Source organism: Parabacteroides sp. CT06, assembly GCF_002257605.1.
Classification (GTDB): Bacteria; Bacteroidota; Bacteroidia; order Bacteroidales; family Tannerellaceae; genus Parabacteroides; species Parabacteroides distasonis.
The window spans coordinates 682,524-704,239 of record NZ_CP022754.1 but is presented as its reverse complement, the minus strand read 5'-3'; the positions used below and the strand labels follow the sequence as shown (position 1 = coordinate 704,239).

The window sequence follows — 21,716 nt, the reverse complement described above, 5'->3', positions numbered from 1 at the left end:
AGATATGAAACAATTCTTTAAAATGATGTTTGCCTCAACGCTAGGCGTTATGTTGGCAATGGGAATAATCCTGACGGTATTGATATCCATGACTATAGGATATATCGCCACCGTAGGTAGCACACCTGATTACACCCCCAAAAGCAATACGGTATTCAAGATCAAGCTAGACGGGACGCTAGCGGATAACCCGGCGGAGAATCCATTCTCCGCCTTGATGGGCGACAAGGAAAACATGCTGTCACTGAAGGACCTGCTCGAGACGATCCGGATAGCGAAACAGAATGACAAGATCGCGGGGATTTATATCGAATCGGGGCTTCTCTCCTCGGGTAGCGCTAGTTTGGAAGCAATCCGCCGATCGTTAATAGATTTCAAGGAAAGCGGCAAGTTCGTGGTAGCTTACGCCGATAATTTCACGCAAGGGAATTACTTCCTTTGTTCCGTAGCCGATAAGGTATTCTTGAATCCGCAAGGCATCCTTGAATTGACGGGACTCGCCTCGCAAACCCTATTCTACAAAGGACTGATGGATAAGGTAGGTATCGAGATGCAGATTTTTAAGGTAGGTACCTACAAAGGTGCCGTGGAGCCTTTTATGCTGGATAAGCTGAGCGAGGCGAACCGGGAGCAAATCCAATCGTATATCTCCACCATCTGGGATAATATAGCCGAAGGCATCGCCGAATCACGCGGCATCAGCGTGAACGATATCAACCATTACGCCAATGAGGGGCTTTTCTTCGCGGACCCTGTGAAAACGGTAGAATGTGGCTTTATAGACGAATTGAAGTATAAGCCGGAGGTAGAAGCATACGTCAAAGAGCTAGCCGGACAAAATGGAGAGAAACTGAGATCGGCCAACTTAGCTCAAATGAAAACCCTCAAGGCCTCACCCACCAAAAACGCCCCGGAGATAGCCGTACTTTACGCCGAAGGCGAGATTAAGGCGCAAACACCCGGCAACTTTTACGATATCGAACAAAGTATCACGGAGAAAATGGCCGATGAGCTTATCAAGCTAAAAAACAATGATGACGTGAAAGCCGTGGTATTCCGTGTGAATTCCCCGGGAGGTAGCGCTTATATATCCGAGCAGATATGGCGTCAAGTTGTCGAGTTGAAAAAGGTGAAACCTGTGGTCGTTTCCATGGGCAACGTAGCTGCCTCGGGAGGCTACTATATCTCATGCGCCGCTAATAAGATCATCGCCGAACCGAATACGTTGACCGGCTCCATCGGTATCTTCGGCATGTTCCCGAACGCCTCCGGATTATTCGGGAAACTAGCGTTGACCACGGACATCGTAAAGACGAACACGTTCTCGGACTTAGGAGACCTCTCCCGTCCCATGACCGAGAGTGAGAAAGCACTGATACAGGGATACGTGGAAAGAGGCTACCAAACGTTCCTTTCCCGCTGCGCCGAAGGTAGAGGTATGACTACCGAAGCGGTCAACGCTATCGGACAAGGACGGGTCTGGACGGGTGAGCAAGCGAAAGAAAGAGGTTTAGTCGATGAGCTGGGCGGTATTGAATTAGCTATAAGCACAGCGGCGGGGTTGGCTGATCTGGATCAGTATAGCGTAACTACCGTCAGCGGTTCCAAGAATTTCTTGGACGAGTTCTTGGAAAGCCAGCTCGGAGAGGTGAAACTCTCTATCATCAAAAATGTATTGGGCAATGAGTTCGAGTACTTCAAGACGTTGAATAATATCAAGACGAATTGCGGAATCCAAGCTCGTATGCCTTACGATATGAAACCGTTATAATAACTGGACCATGCTGACAGATCATACGATTAAGTTCAATAAACTCCTCACTCCATTCTCTTTCCTTTATGGAATCGGGGTGAGATTCAGGAATCAGCTGTTCGACTGGAAAGTCCTTCGGACAGAGCGGTATGATCTGCCTATTATTTGCGTGGGGAACCTGACTGTCGGGGGGACCGGAAAAACTCCTCATACGGAATACATCATCCGTTTGATAAAAGACCGATACCGGGTAGCTGTACTCAGCCGTGGCTATAAACGGAAAACCTCCGGTTTCTTGTTGGCCGATCAGCGAAGTACCAGCAAGGATATCGGTGACGAGCCGTACCAAATGAAACGTAAGTTTCCAGATATTCTCGTTGCCGTAGACGCTGATCGCCGCAGGGGTATCCGCAATCTATTGGCTCTGCCAGAGAATAAGCGCCCGGAAGTGATCGTGCTGGACGATGCCTTTCAACATCGATACGTCGCCCCCACGCTGAACATCCTTTTAACCGATTGCCACCGTCTTTATACGCAAGATAAGCTCTTGCCCGCAGGCCGTTTAAGGGAACCTATGGATGGCGCTCGACGTGCGGACGTGATCATTGTCACGAAATGTGAGTCATGTATACAACCTATAGACTTCCGGATCATAGAGGAGGATATACATCTCTCAGCTTATCAAGAGCTCTATTTCAGCCGTATTCTTTACGGGGAGCTGGAACCCGTCTTTTCCGGTAAAGCCCCCAAACGCACATTAAAAGGGCTGGCCTCTACTACAGAGGTTTTATTGGTATCCGGTATCGCATCCCCGGCACCTCTCGAAAAAGAGATCCATAAATATACGGAGCATGTCACCTCATTGATCTTTCCGGATCATCACGCCTTCGATCGGCATGACATCCAGAAAATACAAACGGCCTTCAAGCGGTTGACTTCTACAAGTAAATTGATAATCATCACGGAGAAAGATGCCGCCCGACTCCGTGACCTTCCTTCGCTTCCCATGGAATGGTTTTCTCATTTATATTGTTTGCCTATTACGGTGGGTTTCTGTATGGACCGGGAAAAACAATTTCAAGAATTAATAGTTAAACATATTGATACAAGAATAAAGAATCATCCTATATTACGTTAACAATCTTATGAGCAATAGAACAGAAATATCGACTTTGGGAGAGTTCGGGTTAATCCGTCATCTCACCGATAAAATAGAACTTAAAAATCCGAGTACGTTGAAAGGTGTTGGTGACGACGCAGCCGTACTAGATTACACAGACAAGCAAGTATTGGTTACGACAGACCTTTTGCTGGAAGGTATTCATTTCGATTTGATGTATGTGCCGTTGAAACATCTCGGCTATAAATCCGCAGTCGTAAACTTCTCCGATATTTACGCCATGAACGGCCGCCCGAAACAGATTACGGTATCATTGGGTATTTCCAAACGTTTCTGTGTAGAAGATCTCGAAGAATTCTACGAGGGCATTAAACTCGCTTGTGATATCTATGACGTAGATCTCGTTGGTGGCGACACTTCCGCCTCACGCACAGGGTTAGCGATCAGCATCACTTGCCTAGGCGAGGGAGAGAAAGGTAAAGTTGTCTATCGAAACGGAGCCAAGGAGACCGATCTTATTTGCGTGTCCGGCGATTTAGGGGCCGCCTACATGGGTCTCCAATTACTGGAACGGGAGAAAAGCATATTTAATGGGGAGAAAGATTTCACGCCCGATTTCTCTGGTAAAGAATATTTGTTGGAACGCCAATTAAAACCGGAAGCCCGCAAAGACATTGTCGAGGTTCTTGACCAAGCAGGAATCGTTCCTACCTCCATGATGGATATCTCCGACGGCCTCTCTTCGGAGTTGCTTCATATATCTAAAGAAAGTAATGTAGGTTGCCGAGTTTACGAAGATCGTATTCCTATCGATTACCAAACCGCAGCCATGGCAGAGCAGTTTAACATGAATCTGATAACCGCGGCATTGAATGGAGGTGAGGATTATGAACTCTTATTCACTGTTCCTTTAGCAGATCATGATAAGGTGTCGGAAATGAAAGGTATTAAGGTGATCGGTCATATAACAAAGCCAGAGTTAGGCAATTATCTTGTCGGTCGTGACGGAGGTGAAGTCGAGCTTAAGGCGCAAGGTTGGAACTCACTAAACTAAAAAGAAATATCCGCTCTGAATTCACGAATGCAAAGCGGTCCATCTCATTTTTATTGGGGGACGGACCGTTTTCCTATTATTTCACTTCAATGGATCCTAAATAATTATAGAAGAGTTCAAAATCACTTATCTTCAAGAAAGGTAAGTGATAAACATCCATCTTTATAATTTGAGCCTCTATAGCCATTTTCCCATACAAATCAGCCAAAGACATACTCTTTATATCACCGTTATGATAGACCTTATTCTTTTTCTCGGGAAGCTGTACCTTCTTATCCAAGAAACGGATATAAGTATAAGAGGTAGCCAGCGGCTTATTATAGGTAGGCACTTTTCCGACTTTCCTCATATCATAAAACCCTTTCGCACGAGCCGTCTCACAAGAGACATTCATGAACTCTGGTATATTCACAAATCGAAAGACACAATCATCCCATTTACAAAAGCCAATCTTAGCCAACGCATCCGGCTGGTCTGTCTTAATTTGTGGGCACCACAACCCTTTTAATGGAAAGATCTGCTTATCCATATCATATTGTAACATCTCCGACTGACTCTCAATACGAAACACCTTACTAAAATCAACGTCCCCTAACGCCTTTTCCAATTTAGCGGCATATTCTTTCTTAAGATCCGCCATAGTAAATGGATCCGCTTGATTTTTCTCTACCAGATTCTTGTCACAATGAGCCATATACCTTACTATCACATCGTCATCAACTGTCACATTATTTAATTTAAGCGCATAAACAAATAAGAGATCGGACGTTAAATCGACCACACCCTCAACTTCGCTTTTAAAATATTCCGAAACAATATTCCCTTGACTAAGCGCATCATTAATATTTATACAAAGACGCCGTCCATCCAGCTCTACCACGACAAGAGGATGCGTTTCTACCTCAGAATAAACGCCCATACTCTCAAAGAGTTTCTTATCGTAATCCGGAATATCAACGATCACCGCCTCTTGACTAGCTAGATTCTCTTTTGGCATCGTAGATATCTTCCCATCCTTTGTTAACGTCCTAACAAACAAATATCCGGAAACCTTAGGGACACCAAACATAATCTTATCCCCTTTTTTATACACTTTCCCATCACAGGCAGACACCGCATCACGAGTTCCTATCCCAGCAGCAAATGCCAAACATACCCAACTTAAAACAATACTCCAAATTACTTTCTTCATATCTATAGCTTATTAATCATTCTCTACCCGCTTCCAAAAATAAGTAAAAATCCATATTTATCTACACGCTCCCCCTATTTACCCTGCTTATAGCAGCTAATTCCACCTCTACCCTCAAATATTTTCAAAAAATCCACCGCCACCTATTGCATATATCAAAAAAGTCCGTATCTTTGCACCCGTAATCGAAACAACGATATACAAAACGACATGATGGTGCCATAGCTCAGTTGGTAGAGCAAAGGACTGAAAATCCTTGTGTCCCCGGTTCGATTCCTGGTGGCACCACTTAGAAGAAAAGCAAAAGACAGTAAAGTCCTGATTTCCAAACGAAATCGGGATTTTTTGTTTTCTGGCGGAACGCAAAAAACGGCAGAATATTACAGTTGCTGGTGTTCCAAAAGGTGGAACAAAAGAGGTAGAGCGCAAATCTCCACCGAACAAGTTTACTTCTCTCTGATTTGCAACATTTTGCGTATCAAGAAAGCGTGCATGGTTTCCTACTTTTGTACAACGAAAAACTGTAGGAACATGAAAAGAGACTCATTCAATGTGCTTTTCTTTATCAAGAAAGCCAAGTTGCTGAAAAACGGGGAAGCCTCCGTATGTATGCGTATCACCGTGAACGGTGCGCGAGTGGAAAACAATATCCGCAAAAGCATTGAACCAGCCTTGTGGAATCAGGCGAAGGAGTGCGCCAAAGGCAAGAGCCGCAAATCCTGCGACTTGAATGCTTATATCGAGGATGCAAGAATCAAACTCCACCAGACTTTCAAGGAACTGGAGGAACAAGGGCTGTTCATCACCGCTCGCCTATTACAAGAAAAGTTTTTCGGACAAGACCAAGCACCCGAAGTTGTCCGTACACTTATTCAAACTATCCAAGAACATAACGACCAATGCCGTGAACTTGTCGGAAAGGACTATGCCCTGATTACCGTCCGCCGTTATGAAAGTTGTAAGCGTTATCTTGCAGAACTTATCAAACAGAAATACGGCAAGGAGGATTTACCATTATCGGAAGTCAATGGAGAGCTGGTACGCTCTTTTGAATTCTATCTCAAAACAGAGAAGGAATGCCAGCAGAATACGGTTATCCGCTACATGAAGTGCTTGAAGAAGATAACCAATCTTGCGCTTGCTAACGAATGGATTACCAAAGACCCGTTCATCGGCATCAAGTTTCATGAGAAAGAGGTTATACGCGAGTTCTTGACAATGGACGAACTGCTCACTATCTATCACAAGGAGTTTCCGTTAGAGCGTATCACTATTGTCCGTGATGTCTTCATCTTTGCAGCCTTCACGGGGTTAGCTTTTATAGATGTGCAACAACTGGCACCGGAACATATCGTGGAGGATTCCAATGGCAATCTATGGATTCGCAAGCCTCGTCAAAAGACGAAGAACATGTGCAACATTCCTTTACTTGATATTCCATTGGAGATTCTCCGTAAATATGCGGAACATCCAGCTTGCCAAAAGAAAAACAGACTGCTGCCAGTCCCCTGCAATCAGAAGATGAACAGCTATCTGAAAGAAATCGCAGACTTATGTCTGATAAACAAGACCTTGACCACACATGTAGCCCGGCACTCGTATGCGACCTCTGTATGTCTCGCCAACGGTGTGAGCATAGAGAATGTGGCAAAAATGCTCGGCCATTCCAATATAAAAATGACGCAGCACTATGCACGTGTGTTGGATTCCTCCATTCTGCGCGATATGAATAATGTAAAGAACGTGATGTCTAAAGTAATGCGATAGATATGGATAGAGGAATAATATCAATCAGTGAAACAGGTGTAATCACCATACCGACTGCACCTATATGGATGACCAAGTTCGAGATAGCCGACCTGTTCGGGGTGTTCTCATGCGATGTCCGCAAGGCGATTCATACCATTTACAAGAGCAAAGAACTGAACGAATTTGACACGATGAAGTATCTCAAGCAACCGGATGGCATCAGTTATGACGTTTATGATATTGAAATGGTTATAGCCGTTGCATTCAGGATATGCAGTAAAGAGAGTGTCTTGTTCAGACGGTTTATAATAAATGAAATTAGCACCATTAAGAAAGCTACACCGATTATACTATTTGTTGCCAGCGTCAGAGGTAATAACCGATGGTATAGTTGAGGCTTATTCCATCAGCCACTCGTTCCCGATACACGGATGCAAAGGTAGCGTATGGCTTGATGGCAGCAGCAAGGTCAGGCGGCAGAGCCGTTTCGGGCAGAATCTTCCTCAAACGAGTTTGAGCGTATTCAGCCCGAAAACCTTGCCACTGCCTGCCATACGCTTGAAGAGCATCCGGCAACGGAAACAAGCGACTGATGGGAAATCAGAAGAAAGAAGAGAGGAGCGGCTTACAGACGAAGCAGGATTTTGATGCTCCGTCCGTAAGCCGTTCCTTTCTCTTTTTGCCGAAAGTCCGTTGCTGACGTAATCACTGGGCAGACGGCAAACTGCGCTCTTTCAAGAAAATCATGTGCCTGTCAGCCGATAGGCAGAGCGGTAGCCGTCAGCAAGCATCCTTTCGATGTCGGATTCACGGTAGAGGATTTTACCGCCTAACTGGATATAGGCTATGCGCCCTTCGTTTCGATAGTCCTGAAGTGTCCGGCGGCTCACTTTCAACCGTGCCGACACCTCCTTGTCGGTGAAGAAACGTTCACCGTTCAGTGTCGGGCGGTAATTGGCAGTCAAATGTTCGAAGCTGTCCAAAAGACGGTCGAGACTGCCCATGAAGTGGATTATCCACTCGTTGTCCTTGTTAATCAGTTCATTCATGTTATTTTGGATTTAGTGAGTATTGTTAGTTTACTTCGTTCATTTCATCAAGTTTATATAGTTCTTCCTTTGAACTTTGCTTCTTTGCGCCTGTCCTCCACAACGGAAACAATGCGTTGTACATCATCGGGACGGTAGTAGGTCTTGTGGTTTATCTGCGAGTAAGCCAGCGTCCCGTTGTCCCGAAGGGTCTGCAACGTGCGTGGGCTGATGTTGAGTATCCGGCACACGTCCTGATTGTCCATCCACTCGTCTATTGTCTTCTCTCCGTGCCGCTGACAGATGGCATCCATGCGACTGACGAAACGGTCGAACTTGGCGACCATCGCCTCAAAGGTCTTTCTTTCAATTGATACGATTTCCATATACATACTTTTTATTTTTACTGTTTCTTTTGCCGCAAAGGAATACATAATCTGTTATCCGGCAATGGATTTCCCGGAAGTGGAAGCATGTGGCACAGGTAGGTAGAGGTTGGCACAGATTGGGGCTATATTCTTAATTCCGGAAATCAGGAATGTGGCAAGAGAAAAAACAAGGACTTAATTCAAACCTGACTGTGATTGCACCTTTGTTCTTCCGGTTATTCATATCCGGCAAATCTGTGAAGTCCTCACCAATATCTCTATCACCATAAAGCAAAATCTCACAATATTGCCTAATCGAATCCAAGTTATTGACTGACTGTACTAAAACATCTTACTTTGCTTGCAACAATCGGTCAAGGCACAGACCAAGACCACAGTAATAACTTAATCAATCTGTTTTATGACAATGAAAAGAGAACCAAGTATCAGTGAGCAGCAGGCTCGTGAAATCGTGGAAAGAATGGGACGCAGGGAATCCCGCAGTGAGAAGTCTATGGACGATTTCTACCAGAACATCGGTCTGGATCCGGAACAGCTGGCACAACCCGGCAGGACCGTCATGAAAAAAGCGGAAACAGCTACGGTGGATGAACCGTTAGGCGGAACGCCCGAAGAAGTGGCAGTGCCACAGAAGCGTGTCAGCAGCAAGCAACGCAGGCTGTCGCTGGACGAGTACCGTACCGCTTACCTGCGAGTACCCAAGATAACCGACCGCAAGCCTGTGTTCGTCAGCGGTGAGGTGCGTGACCGGCTGGATGGGATTGTCCACCGTCTCGGTGGGCGTGGCATGAGCGCATCGGGACTTATTGAGAACCTCGCCCGTCTGCACCTTGAAGCCTACCGGGAGGACATCGAGCAGTGGCGCAAACTCTGAGTGGATTACGGTAGAACCGGTCAAGTCAGTGGATACACTCCATCGGCTTGACCGATATTCCAAATGAGTTATTATACTCACAAACCAATCCGACAGGCGGAGGATTCTTGTGTCTTCAAAGACACAGCAAGATATATTTTCAGTTACCCGAATAATTCTAAGTAACTGAAAACACCTTCACTGCCGTGGGCAGAATTATCCTCCGCAGTCGGATAATTTCGGGGTTCCTTAATCAAAGATTAAACAATGGACAAGCCATAAAATTAAAAGAATAAGAAGAATGAAAAAGAAGAGCAAGTACGGGAGAAATCCCAAATTGAACCCGAAGACGCACTGCGTGATGGTGCGCTTCGACGATGTGGAATGGAACAGGTTCCTGACGATGTACGAGGAATCGAACATGTATGCGAAAGCCGTCTTTCTCAAGGCGCATTTCTTCGGACAGAAGTTCAAGGTGCTGAAGGTGAACAAGACGCTGGTGGACTACTACACCAAACTGTCGGACTTCCACGCCCAGTTCCGTGCCATCGGTACGAACTACAATCAGGTCGTTAAAGAGTTGCGCATCCACTTTTCGGAGAAGAAGGCGATGGCGTTGCTCTACAAGTTGGAGAAACTTACCATCGACCTTGTGAAGTTGAGCCGGGAAATTGTGGAACTTTCAAGGGAAATGTATGCTAAATGGGAACAACAAAAAGGATAAATTCCATTGTACACCTAAAAAATACGGTAGATACACAACCCTGTGAAATAACGCGAAATACCGAGAATTTCATAGGGTCCGGCATATCATCATCGGGCGTTCGGAACTATATGCGAAAGATGAAAATCGGCCGAAAGGATTGAAAATATAATTCATATCATAGAAACGACTTTGTCATTATGCGCAGTCGTTTCTATGTTTCATTTACCTCTTTTTACTTCGTAACTAACACGAAATTGCTACTTTTGTAAAATGATTCAAGAGGAATTCGATTTTTACAGACCATGTAAGCTATTGCAACCTTATGTGAGATATTATTGGGTATTCAAAAGTAACCAGTTTTTGAATACCCTGACTTTTCCTATCGGTTGCCCTCAAATCATCTTCCATAAGCAAGCACCACTATATATTCCCGAATTGAATGCTGCACAAGACAAACTCACCATCAGCGGACAAGTTAATTTCTCGTCACACCTATATGCAGACGGCAATACAGAAATGATAGTGGTCGTGTTCCAGCCTCACGCCATGAGTATGTTTCTGAACATGCCGACATCGCTCTTTTACAATCAGGAAGTGTCCGGTTACAGCCTCGAAAACAAAAGTTTGAATGAACTGGCTACACGAATATTCGACTGTGAGAATAATTCTATTTGCATAAGCTACATAGAAAAATGGCTGTTGTCACAAATTGCCGATAATTTGGCTGATACCACATACAGAATTAAAAGGATAGATGCCGCCATACAGCGAATATATATCACTCCGCAAATCTCTGTGAACGAATTATCTTCTATTGCCTGCCTGAGCAAAAAGCAGTTCGAGCGGTTGTTTCATTCCTTTGTAGGCATCAATCCCAAAGAATATACCCGTATCGTCCGCTTCCAAAAAGCTTTGGCGCAGATGCAGCATCAAGCGGGCAAAGAACTCAACCAGGTGCAAATAGCATACGCCAGCGGTTATGCCGACCAGTCACACTTTATCCGGGATTTCAAGAAGTTCTGCGGATATACGCCCATGTCTTTGCTGAAAGTATCAAATCCATATTCCGATTTGTTCACCAATCCCGTGTAAATGTCCCGTTTGTTCTATCCGGGTTCAAACGCTTCTCCTACTTTTGCCGCCTGATTCATTAAATGAAAATAGCATTAAGTATGAAAGAAGTAAATCCCCAAGAAACCAGCCGGGCATACGCCTTTGAAATGTGGATGAACGCACCTATGCCGATGGTGACGTTCTTTAAGACCCTCGACGTGTCGCGCCTTGTGAAAATCAGCCGGAAATCGGGCATGAAGTTTAATATGTTGATGTGCTGGTGCATCGGCAAATCCGCAAGGGACGTGAAAGAATTTTATATGCTGCCCGTTGGCGGTAAACTGATGCAGTACGATACCATTGCAGTAAACACCATTGTCGCCAACAGAAAGGGCGAGGCAAGTTCGTGTGATGTTCCTTTCTGTGATGATTTATCTTTGTTTAACCAACACTATCTGCGACTTACCAAACAAGTGGCTGAAAGTTGCGTCAATCACGACTTGACGGAAAGCATGGTTATCGGAACTTCCGCATTGGCACAATATGAAATAGACGGGGCTGTCGGGATGTATAGCGGCATTTTTAATAATCCGTTTCTTATTTGGGGCAAATACAAACGCCGCCTGCTGAAAACGACGCTCACCGTTTCTTTCCAGTTCCACCACACGCAGATGGACGGGGCGCACGCTTCCCGCTTTTTGGACGGGATTCAGAAAGAAATTAATAAATTGAGAATATAAGTTCAGGGAAAAACGCTATCTTTGCAGAACTAACAGAAAAAGAAATAGTTGTTCAACAATATGAAATGGCAGTTGTGCATATAGCTACGCTCAACGAATAGCACTTCCAATTATTGCTATTCAGCAATAGACAGGCTTATGTTTTAAGTTTGCCTGTTATTGTTTTGTCATTATCCCTTACTATAAATCTATAAGATTGTCGTGCTGCTTAAAGCGGCAGGATGTATCGTATCATATTGGTTTGAACAAATGAATTATACCTATAAGAAAATCTGGCTCATCGCTTTTCCTGTAATGATGAGCATCCTTATCGAACAACTGATAAATATTACCGATGCTTTGTTTTTAGGGCATGTGGGTGACGTGGAACTGGGTGCATCTGCCCTTGCCGGAATATGGTTCTTGGCAATTTATATGCTCGGCTTCGGGTTCAGTTTGGGATTGCAAGTGGTAATTGCCCGCCGTAACGGAGAACAGCGGTATGCAGAAACGGGAAAAACGTTCTTTCAGGGATTGTTTTTCTTGCTAATACTGGCGGTACTCCTCTGTCTGCTATCCAAGATATTTTCTCCCGTTCTGTTGAAGCATCTGATAACTTCGGATGATGTTTATAATGCGGTTATCCGCTATTTGGATTGGCGTATTTGGGGATTGTTGTTCTCTTTCCCGTTCCTTGCCTTACGCTCGTTTTTGGTAGGCATTACACAGACAAAAGCTCTGAACATGGCAGCTTTCACTGCCGTACTGGTGAACATTCCGCTGAACTGGCTCCTGATATTCGGCTTCGACATGGGTATATCGGGGGCGGCTATCGCATCTTCATTTGCCGAAATGTGTTCGCTGGCTGTATTGGCTGCATATATGTTTCGGCACATTGATAAAAAAGCGTATGGCTTATACTGGCATATTGATATAACGGTATTGAAAGAGGTATTTTCTATCTCGGTATGGAGTATGCTCCAGTTCTTTACAAGTGTAGCCATTTGGTTTCTGTTCTTCGTGGCTATCGAACGTTTGGGAGAAACTGAATTGGCAGTATCAAACATTGTAAGAAGTGTTTCCGCACTGTTTTCCGTTATCGTCAATGCATTGGCAGGTGTCACCGGTTCTTTGGTGAGTAACCTGATTGGAGCAGGTGAAAAGAAACAAGTTTTTCCGCTTTGCCATAAGATTATCCGTTTAGGATATGCGATAGGCATTCCATTGATTGCTTTTGCGTTGTTCTTTCACCAGCCCATTATAGGGGCTTATACGGAAAATCCCGCTATCATACAGCTTGCATGGCCGCCTTTTCTTGTCATGCTATTGAATTACTTCTTTGCACTACCCGGTTACGTCTATCTGAATGCAGCAACAGGAACGGGAGCAACACGGACGGTATTCATTTTTCAGGTGACAACAACTATTGCTTATCTGTTCTGCTTATGGGGATTAGATTTTTGTCATGTTCCATTTGCGGCATATTGGGCAGTGGAATACTTATACGTAATGCTGCTTGGTACACAATCCGTCATTTATCTTAAATATAAACAATACTAAGAACTGAAAGTTATGATGAACAAGATATATCCCCGTAAAGGTGACACGCAAACCGTTTATTTGAATGCTGTCGTAAAAGACCCGTCTATCGAAATAGGCGACTATACCATTTACAATGATTTTGTTTCAGACCCGTGTCTGTTTGAGCAAAACAATGTGTTGTATCACTATCCGATTAACCACGAACGGCTGATAATCGGAAAGTTTTGTTCTATTGCCTGTGGAGCAAAATTTCTGTTCAACTGCGCCAATCATACCCTGAAATCACTATCGACTTACACGTTCCCGCTGTTTTATGAAGATTGGGAATTGGATAAGGCAAATGTGGCTTCCGCTTGGGACAACAAAGGTGACATCGTGATAGGCAATGACGTGTGGATAGGATATGAAGCCGTAATTATGGCTGGTGTCCATATCGGTGACGGAGCTATTATTGGAACAAGGGCGGTTGTGACGAAAGATGTGCCGCCCTATACCATTGTAGGTGGTATCCCCGCAAAGGAGATACGAAAGCGGTTCAATCATGATATAATAAATCGGATGCAGGCTTTGAAATGGTGGAATTGGCCGGTAGATAAGATACGGGAGCTTATGCCTTATCTGAAAGATGGACGTTGGGATAAATTATAGGCAATATGAAATCAATCAAGAATCTAATTTCGCTCGGATATTTGCTGATGGCACTATTGGTTATCGGCATAATGTATATTTGGCGTAAAGAATGGTACGAATTAGAGAAATTGGAAGTTCAGAATCGTCATATAGATACTTTTCGCCAAGAATCGCACGAAATATTTGTTCTTCTTATTGAACTTTCTTTATCAGGCGAGACTGTATTGGAATGGGAATATACAGATTTGGAACATTACCATATCCGGCGTATAGCAATCGACAGTATGCTATGCCGTTTCAAAGCTATCTATCCGGCAGAGCGCATAGACAGTGTACGCCATCTTCTTGAAGATAAGGAACGACAAATGCGTCAAATCGTGCAGGTACTTAAACAGCAACAAGCCATCAATGATAAGATCACTCATCAAGTACCTGTAATTGTACAGAAGAGTGCCCAAGAGCAACCTAAGAAACCGAAACGGAAAGGATTCTTGGGCATATTCGGCAAAAAAGAGGAAATTAAACCAACTGTTACCACCACGATGCTCCGTTCCCTTAACCGGAATATGATAGCCGAGCAACAGGAGCAAAGCCGCCGTCTATCGGAACACGCTGACAGCCTTGCTGCACGGAATGCAGAACTTAACAGACAATTACAAGGCTTGATTCGCCAAATAGACAGGAAAGTACAAGCAGACTTACAGAAACGAGAAGCGGAAATAGCCGCCATGCGGGAACGGTCATTCTTTCAGATTGGCGGCTTGACAGGATTCGTTTTATTGCTGTTGGTCATTTCTTATATCATCATCCATCGAAATGCCGTCCGCATCAAGCGATATAAACAGGAAACAACAGATTTAATCGGACAACTCCAAAAATCAGTTGAACAGAATGAGGCACTGATAGCCTCCCGCAAGAAAGCCGTGCATACCATCACCCATGAGCTGCGCACACCTTTAACCGCAATAATCGGTTATATTGCGTTGATGAAAAAAGGCAATGATGCGGATAAAAAAGAGCAATATGTCCGTAATATCCGGCAATCCTCCGACCGTATGCGTGAAATGCTCAACACCCTGCTGAGTTTCTTCCGTCTGGACAACGGCAAGGAGCAGCCGAACATTTCTCCTTGCCGGATTTCGGCAATCACGCATATTCTTGAAACGGAGTTTACGCCAATCGCCATGAACAAGGGGCTGGCTCTTACCATAACCAATCAAACGGGTACAGTCGTCCTGACCGATAAGGAACGTATCCTGCAAATCGGCAACAACCTGCTGTCAAACGCCATCAAGTTCACGGATAACGGTGGCGTTTCTCTGACAACGGACTACAATAATGGCGTCCTGAAACTTATCGTCGAAGATACGGGCACGGGAATGACCGAGAAGGAACAGCAACGGGTGTTCGTTGCGTTTGAGCGTCTGTCAAACGCCGCCGCAAAGGACGGCTTCGGACTGGGACTGTCCATCGTTCAGCGTATCGTATCAATACTCGGCGGCACGATACGGCTGGAGAGCGAGAAAGGCAAAGGCAGCCGTTTCACGGTGGAAATACCCATGCAGACAGCCGGGGAACTGCCGGAAAGGATAAATCAGACACGGATTCATCATGACCGTACATTCCATGATGTCATCGCCATCGACAATGACGAGGTTCTTCTCCTGATGCTTAAAGAAATGTATGCACAGGAAGGGATACACTGCGACACCTGCACCGATGCTGCGGAACTGATGGAAATGATACGCCGGAAAGAATACAGTCTGCTTCTGACGGATCTGAACATGCCGGAAATCAACGGTTTCGAGCTGTTGGAGCTGCTACGTACCTCCAACGTTGGCAATTCAAAGACTATCCCGGTAGTAGTGACAACCGCTTCGGGCAGTTGCAGCAAGGAGGAACTTATGGAACTTGGTTTCTCCGGTTGCCTGCTCAAACCGTTCTCCATATCGGAACTGATGGAAGTTTCAGATAACTATGCCATGAGTATGACACAGGATGAAATGCCGGACTTCTCCACCTTGTTATCCTACGGCAATGAATCCGTCATGCTGGAGAAACTGATAACGGAAACCGAAAAGGAAATGCAGTCGGTCAGGAATGCAGAACAACGGAAAGACCTTCAGGAAATGGACGCCCTGACACACCACCTGCGCAGCTCGTGGGAGATACTCCGTACCGACCAGCCATTAAGGAAACTTTATAAACTGCTTCATTGTGATGGCACGCCTGACGATAAAACAATTGGCAATGCCATAAAATCCGTACTGGATAAGGGTTCGGAAATCATCCGGCTGGCAAAAGAAGAAAGGAAAAAATATAATAATGGATAATACAAAAATCATCGTGGTGGAGGACAACATCGTGTATTGCGAGTTCGTCTGCAACCTGCTGGCACGCGAGGGATTCCGCACCGTGCAGGCTTTCCACCTCTCGACAGCAAAGAAATATCTGCAACAAGCCGCAAACGGGGACATAGTGGTTTCCGACCTGCGCCTGCCCGACGGCAACGGTATCGACCTTTTGCGCTGGATGCGCAAGGAGGGCAGGATGCAGCCCTTTGTCATCATGACCGACTATGCCGAAGTGCATACGGCGGTGGAAAGCATGAAACTTGGTTCGCTGGACTACATACCCAAGCAGCTTGTGGAGGACAAACTCGTTCCTCTGCTACGTACCATATTGAAAGAACGGCACACCGGACGAAACCGTATGCCCCTGTTCTCGCGTGACGGCTCGGCGTTCCAAGCCATCATGAAGCGGATAAGGCTGGTAGCCCCCACCGACATGAGCGTGCTGATATTCGGGGAGAACGGCACAGGCAAGGAGCATATTGCCCACCTTCTGCACGACAAGGGCAAGCGGGCAGGAAAGCCGTTTGTGGCTGTGGACTGCGGTTCGCTCACCAAAGAACTTGCGCCGTCGGCTTTCTTCGGACACGTCAGAGGTGCGTTCACGGGTGCGGACAGTGCCAAGAAGGGCTATTTTCACGAGGCGGAAGGCGGCACGCTTTTTTGGACGAGGTGGGCAACCTCGCACCGGAAACCCAGCAGATGCTACTCCGCGCCATACAGGAACGTCGGTTCCGTCCCGTTGGCGACAAGTCTGACCGTAGTTTCAATGTCCGCATTATCGCCGCCACCAACGAGGATCTGGAAAAGGCGGTCTGTGAAAAGCGTTTCCGGCAGGACCTGTTATACCGCCTGCATGACTTCGAGATAACCGTCCCGCCGTTGCGCGACTGTCAGGAGGACGTCATGCCGCTGGCTGAGTTCTTCCGTGAAACTGCGAACCGGGAACTGGAATGCGATGTCATCGGCTTTGACGGAGAAGCCCGCAAGACATTGCTGACCCATGCGTGGCCGGGCAATGTACGCGAGCTTCGTCAGAAAATCATGGGTGCGGTGTTGCAGGCACAGACGGGTCTTGTCACGAAAGAGCATCTGGAACTTGCCGTGACGAGGGCGACCTCACCTGTCAGCTTCGCCCTGCGCAGCGATGCGGAAGACAAGGAGCGTGTTTTACGCGCATTGAAGCAGGCGAACGGTAACCGTAAGGTTGCCGCCGAACTGCTCGGGATAGGACGTACGACGCTGTACAACAAACTGGAAGAATATGGATTGAAGTATAAATTTGAGCAACTATAGCCAGTAATTCACTGGATTTGTATGATTTTGATTATCAGAATTTGGTTAATTCTCAAAATAATATTATCTTCGTATTGAGCTGTTTGAAATGATTGGGAATCATGCAAAATGATGAAGACAGGTGGTTTCTAAACCATTACCTATATCTCTATTATTAGCTTGTAATTTATTGATATCAATCATACATTAGTTAGTGCAACAAATGTGAAACAGCAAAATGTAAACAAATATATTAAATCCAATTTTTTCAGAATTCTCTTGTTTTTTGGAAGAGGAACAATGCAAGTGTCACAAGACGTTTTTCGTTTTGTCCCATTACAAAACTTTACAGATGAATCTTATATTGATTGGAGCAAAAGTATTTCTGAGATAGATACACAACTCTATGCTAAATACAAACTATCAGATGAAGAGATTTCATTCATTGAATCAATGACAAAATAATATAATATCATTTTATCAAGAATAAAGCTATGATAGAGAATGTCATAATGCTAAATAGAAAGATTTACCCCTGCTCAGGTAACTGTAGCAGAGGCAAATTCCTAAAAAAAGGACTCCTCTCTCTTATTCATTACAAAATATAAAAATAGTAAATCACAATAGTATAATTTTAGCGTTCACTTTAAAGTGAACGCCATTTTTTAATCACCTTTTTTGTGATTGTGAGGTTTAAGAGATGGCGTATTGCCAGGAGTCTTCTTATTATCCCTTTGCCTTCTGTCTGGTTTACCTGTTGACACGGCAATTCTTTTAGGACCAGGTTTTATGCCCATAATCATTAAAATAAAGTGACGGCTCGGCTTTTTTACAATATTACTTGCATACTTTTAAACGAATTATTACTTTTGCAGCCTATTAATGTTATACTCATTACCTATAGCCATCGTTCTTCAGGGATAATAATTCGCCTTGTTGGTTATCGCTTTGCTATATAACGATAACAACATTAATTGTTTTGATGATTTGAAAGTTCTAGCAGGTTTGACATACCTGCCAAAACTTTCATCATTAAAAATTAAGCGTATTGGATTAGTCTCCAAGTTACCGCTTTACCACAGTAGGGAGGCATTGTGTTGCCTTTCGCAATAGGTGCCGTCGTTGTAGGAAAGCCATCAACTTTCCAAACACCACTTACTGGACATTTTTCTCCTGTTTTTGCTGTCATATTATATATGATTTAGTGAATATTTGTAGGCACCTGACCAGCCATACTTGGCCACTTATTTAAAGGATAAGTATCCTCCAAGTAGAACTTGGTATAAACATCTTCCAAGACTCCCCCCTTGGAAGATGTTTTCGTTTGCAAATATATGACTTTTTTCAATATCACAAACAGTTTACCGAAAAAAACTCAACTACAGGCAATATATTACCATATATCCAGCCTTTCGACCCTATTAATTACTGAATTTCTCTACAATAAACAACACAGAAAAACACAAAATAAGAAAAGACCTCCTGATAAATAAAAACGAGTTAATATGTTCCTTGCAGCCCGGTACTTATTGTTCCTACCCGGTTTTAGAGTAGAAAACCTTAAGGATGATAGCAAGAAACGCCTTTAGAACACCTAGATTGTAATAGACCGACTTGTGTAACAAACTTTAAATCAAATATTGTCCCCACTATACAAGCGTCAGTTTCCGAAAACAAATTACGGTTATCCCCAAAAGGGGGGGGCGTGATGCTCTGCGGAGAACACAAAAGATAGTGGATGAAGATAAGTACGTAGTTGACTTCGACCTCGAACGCTTCTTTGACATGGTAAGTCATAGTAAACTAATAAAAATACTCAGTCGCGGCGTAAAATATGGAAAGGTGTAATAAATCTGATACACAAATATCTGCGTAGTGACATAATAAACGAAGAATTGTTCGAAATGAGCACCCAAGAGAGTCCCCCAAGAGGTTCTTTAAGTCCTCTACTGGGGAATATCATACCAATGAACTGGATAGGAACCTGAAAGATGTGAACATCCTATTACTTATTAAGCAAACGCTGCGCTGATATTCAGTAAATCCAAACGTAGTGTCCAATGTGTAAAGGAGTCAATAACTCGGTTCATAGAAAGCAAACTCTTCCTTAAAGTGAACCGTAAAAAGATTGTTGTATCGTATGTAAGAAAAGTAGAGTTCTTGGAATATCCTTTTTATGTAATGAGGAGAGAATGCCTTCCGAGTATACATCTTTAATTAAGATGAAAGCCAAACTCAAAGAGTTACCAAGTCTGTAATGGGGTACGAAATTAGGAAGTAGAAGCTCATTATATAAGAGTATAGATTGAATATTATATCTTACATAGATAAAACGTCTCGGTATTGATGCAAACGAATGGTTAAGGCACTGGATATGTATATGCACTTGGAAATGCATGGAAGAAAGTCAAGGCAAAAGTTACGCTTCTAAAGAAACGCAGTGTTCTTGACTGGTAAGCACATCGGAGAGAAACACTCCCTTGGTTATTGGCATGCAACACACAGTCAATTGCTTCTAATGACAAGTTGCGTAGGATTAGTTTGTGGAACTAATTGACTACTACCTCAAAATAGAAATCGCTGTATACCGAACAGTGCGTACGAAAGATAGTTTTCGAAATCAGAAAACAAAAGTAGAAAAAAACATATCGAGAACTTGCTTCCAAACAGACCTTTAAGGTGTTATTAGTTTTTATTGATTACAAATTGATTTCGCTTTTTTGATTAACATATGGATTTACCGAATGACGATACCAAACTATCTCATAGCAATAGTTTTGTACATTCTCAACAGTTCTTCAAATAATGCTTCATCCATTTTGGGTAACTGCTCGTATACATTCATTTTGCTTACATAATGATGTAAACTAGAATTCTTATGCAGTAATGATAAATTAATAGATTGAACATGAGCAGAAGCAATGTCATCCTTTACCAAAAAACGGATAGAATCTCTTCTTATAATATCAAAATCCAATAAACTATAATCTTGAGTTGATATTATTAGTTGAGCATTTTGTGCCGCCCCTAAAAAAAATTTCAGTAGCTGATTCAACGTATTTCTTTGAACTCCACTACTATAATCATCTAAAATTATCGTTTTCTCTTTTCTAATAGCCTCATCTAATACAATTAAAAATCGAAGTATCTCCTTAGTGCCATCAGATTGTTCTGATAGCGGCAAACGCCCTCTTCTATTTCCTGTTTTTTTATCCAAACGATGAAACGTATTCACAATGTGTTTTTCCTCATCCATCCTAAACAGCATTCTTAACTCTGCTTCTTGTTTGTCTGACAATGACTTTAGTTTTTGCAATAACTCAGCAGGATACTCTACATCAATTTTCAATTTCTCATATGACATTATATTAGTATCTACAGATTTTAAAAACGAACAAATGACATTTTTTAATTGTTTGCTATTTTCTGTTTTATCATCAGGAAGTTCTTCATTTAAATCAACATCTTCTAAATTAACAATTTCAAAACCTTCCATAAAAAATAACAAATGTGAATTTAGCAACGCATGAGAAATATTCGTTTTAATAATAGTACTAAATACTGAATTATTTTTCAATAACGAACTGCTGATAATATAATTCTCATTATCACTAACTTGTATTTTATCTGTAAAGTCAACTTTTACGATGTCACTAACCTTATCATACCAACGATGAAATAGATTGATATTAGTTTTGGTTCGTAATTCATCTAAAATCTCCTCATATATAGCATATTTATCCCATTTAATACTATATAAATACCGTGAATCATTAATATGATATACTATCTCTATTTCAGATGGCTTGTTTAAACATTCTTCGTCAAAAGCAAATGGCCTATAACGTAAAGATTCATCTTTACGTTCACGAATTTGGGCAATAAGATACTGTAATGCATCAAATGCGCTCAGAATTTTACTCTTTCCAGCACCATTATTCCCTAATAAAAATACTAGTTTTAAGATATTTATCTTGTTTTGAGTCGTAAACCCACAAAAATTATTATCCAACATTCTATTACGCTCTTTTTTCGCCGTAAATAGAATTGTTGTACGCTCCTTAAAGCAATAAAAGTTTGTGACAGTTAATGATTCAATCATAAGATATACTTTTTTATATGTGCAAAGATAATCATTTTCGAGCAACCATGCAACACAAACAGAAAAAAACTCAAGAAAATATTCTTAAAAGGCTCTATATTGTATTTTTTCGGTTACTAATTTGCCAATTCGATTAAGTTTATTACTTTTGTGTTACGAAATCATCCGCTGTAATGATAAGCAAAACACAGCAAGTCACT

General features: G+C 43.2%; 18 protein-coding genes, 1 tRNA gene and 1 pseudogene. 16 read left to right on the top strand and 4 right to left on the bottom strand.

All coding sequences use genetic code 11. From position 1 onward, the window contains the following. Window positions 1-22: 22 nt before the first annotated feature. The 3 genes from sppA to thiL are packed head-to-tail and all read left to right on the top strand — an operon-like array spanning window position 23 to window position 3,927. Window positions 23-1,771: a signal peptide peptidase SppA gene (gene sppA, locus CI960_RS02975; RefSeq protein WP_005858412.1), complete on the top strand. Its 1,749-nt coding sequence runs from the start codon at window positions 23-25 to the stop codon at window positions 1,769-1,771. Window positions 1,772-1,781: 10 nt separating this feature from the next. Next, window positions 1,782-2,891 (top strand): tetraacyldisaccharide 4'-kinase, encoded by a 1,110-nt coding sequence (gene lpxK, locus CI960_RS02970; protein WP_005858414.1) that lies wholly within the window; start codon window positions 1,782-1,784, stop codon window positions 2,889-2,891. Window positions 2,892-2,898: 7 nt separating this feature from the next. Continuing rightward, a complete protein-coding gene (gene thiL, locus CI960_RS02965) occupies window positions 2,899-3,927 on the top strand; it encodes a thiamine-phosphate kinase (RefSeq protein ID WP_005858417.1) in 1,029 nt (342 codons plus the stop codon). 76 nt (window positions 3,928-4,003) lie between these two features. On the opposite strand, the gene CI960_RS02960 is transcribed toward thiL, so the two are convergent. Then, window positions 4,004-5,119, bottom strand: a complete 1,116-nt coding sequence (locus CI960_RS02960) for a DUF4852 domain-containing protein (protein ID WP_005858419.1) — start codon at window positions 5,117-5,119, stop codon at window positions 4,004-4,006. 215 nt (window positions 5,120-5,334) lie between these two features. Here CI960_RS02960 and CI960_RS02955 point away from each other — a divergent pair. The 4 genes from CI960_RS02955 (at window position 5,335) to CI960_RS23545 (ending at window position 7,516) form a co-directional block, all read left to right on the top strand. Next, window positions 5,335-5,407: transfer RNA gene (locus CI960_RS02955), tRNA-Phe, on the top strand. A gap of 243 nt (window positions 5,408-5,650) precedes the next feature. Beyond that, window positions 5,651-6,886 carry a site-specific integrase gene (locus tag CI960_RS02950; protein ID WP_005858517.1) on the top strand — a complete coding sequence of 412 codons (1,236 nt, stop codon included), beginning with the start codon at window positions 5,651-5,653 and terminating at the stop codon, window positions 6,884-6,886. Window positions 6,887-6,888: 2 nt separating this feature from the next. Continuing rightward, complete coding sequence (locus tag CI960_RS02945; RefSeq protein ID WP_005858515.1) at window positions 6,889-7,263, top strand: hypothetical protein; 375 nt, start codon at window positions 6,889-6,891, stop codon at window positions 7,261-7,263. Beyond that, window positions 7,181-7,516, top strand: a complete 336-nt coding sequence (locus CI960_RS23545) for a hypothetical protein (protein ID WP_229038718.1) — start codon at window positions 7,181-7,183, stop codon at window positions 7,514-7,516. The genes CI960_RS02945 and CI960_RS23545 overlap by 83 nt, the downstream gene beginning before the upstream one ends. A gap of 95 nt (window positions 7,517-7,611) precedes the next feature. Here CI960_RS23545 and CI960_RS02935 read toward each other — a convergent pair whose 3' ends face one another. After that, window positions 7,612-7,917 (bottom strand): helix-turn-helix domain-containing protein, encoded by a 306-nt coding sequence (locus CI960_RS02935; RefSeq protein WP_005858513.1) that lies wholly within the window; start codon window positions 7,915-7,917, stop codon window positions 7,612-7,614. A 53-nt stretch (window positions 7,918-7,970) separates the two neighbouring features. Continuing rightward, window positions 7,971-8,282, bottom strand: a complete 312-nt coding sequence (locus tag CI960_RS02930) for a helix-turn-helix domain-containing protein (protein WP_005858511.1) — start codon at window positions 8,280-8,282, stop codon at window positions 7,971-7,973. Window positions 8,283-8,691: 409 nt separating this feature from the next. Here CI960_RS02930 and CI960_RS02925 point away from each other — a divergent pair, with 409 nt between their 5' ends. From CI960_RS02925 to CI960_RS02880, 9 genes and pseudogenes are all read left to right on the top strand, one after another. Continuing rightward, complete coding sequence (locus CI960_RS02925) at window positions 8,692-9,159, top strand: DUF3408 domain-containing protein (RefSeq protein ID WP_036629115.1); 468 nt, start codon at window positions 8,692-8,694, stop codon at window positions 9,157-9,159. Between the two features lie 280 nt (window positions 9,160-9,439). Beyond that, the gene (gene mobA, locus CI960_RS02915; protein WP_005858507.1) at window positions 9,440-9,862 is read left to right on the top strand and encodes a conjugal transfer protein MobA; all 423 of its coding nucleotides are present in this window, start codon (window positions 9,440-9,442) and stop codon (window positions 9,860-9,862) included. Window positions 9,863-10,114: 252 nt separating this feature from the next. Further along, window positions 10,115-10,936, top strand: a complete 822-nt coding sequence (locus CI960_RS02910; protein ID WP_005858504.1) for a response regulator transcription factor — start codon at window positions 10,115-10,117, stop codon at window positions 10,934-10,936. A gap of 80 nt (window positions 10,937-11,016) precedes the next feature. Next, on the top strand, window positions 11,017-11,637 hold the full coding sequence (locus CI960_RS02905; protein WP_005858502.1) for a CatA-like O-acetyltransferase, family 2: 621 nt from the start codon (window positions 11,017-11,019) through the stop codon (window positions 11,635-11,637). A 249-nt stretch (window positions 11,638-11,886) separates the two neighbouring features. Next, complete coding sequence (locus CI960_RS02900; RefSeq protein ID WP_154397980.1) at window positions 11,887-13,176, top strand: MATE family efflux transporter; 1,290 nt, start codon at window positions 11,887-11,889, stop codon at window positions 13,174-13,176. Between the two features lie 12 nt (window positions 13,177-13,188). Next, window positions 13,189-13,806, top strand: coding sequence for a CatB-related O-acetyltransferase (locus tag CI960_RS02895; protein WP_005858498.1), 618 nt, complete (start codon window positions 13,189-13,191; stop codon window positions 13,804-13,806). 5 nt (window positions 13,807-13,811) lie between these two features. Beyond that, complete coding sequence (locus CI960_RS02890; protein ID WP_005858496.1) at window positions 13,812-16,121, top strand: ATP-binding protein; 2,310 nt, start codon at window positions 13,812-13,814, stop codon at window positions 16,119-16,121. Continuing rightward, window positions 16,114-17,435: pseudogene (locus CI960_RS02885) on the top strand (sigma-54-dependent transcriptional regulator). Before CI960_RS02890 ends, CI960_RS02885 begins: the two are co-directional and overlap by 8 nt. A 204-nt stretch (window positions 17,436-17,639) precedes the next feature. Further along, window positions 17,640-17,879 carry a hypothetical protein gene (locus CI960_RS02880; protein ID WP_004347709.1) on the top strand — a complete coding sequence of 80 codons (240 nt, stop codon included), beginning with the start codon at window positions 17,640-17,642 and terminating at the stop codon, window positions 17,877-17,879. A gap of 2,293 nt (window positions 17,880-20,172) precedes the next feature. Here the strand turns inward: CI960_RS02880 and CI960_RS02875 are convergent. Further along, window positions 20,173-21,516 carry an ATP/GTP-binding protein gene (locus CI960_RS02875; RefSeq protein ID WP_005858489.1) on the bottom strand — a complete coding sequence of 448 codons (1,344 nt, stop codon included), beginning with the start codon at window positions 21,514-21,516 and terminating at the stop codon, window positions 20,173-20,175. Between the last annotated feature and the right edge of the window lie 200 nt (window positions 21,517-21,716).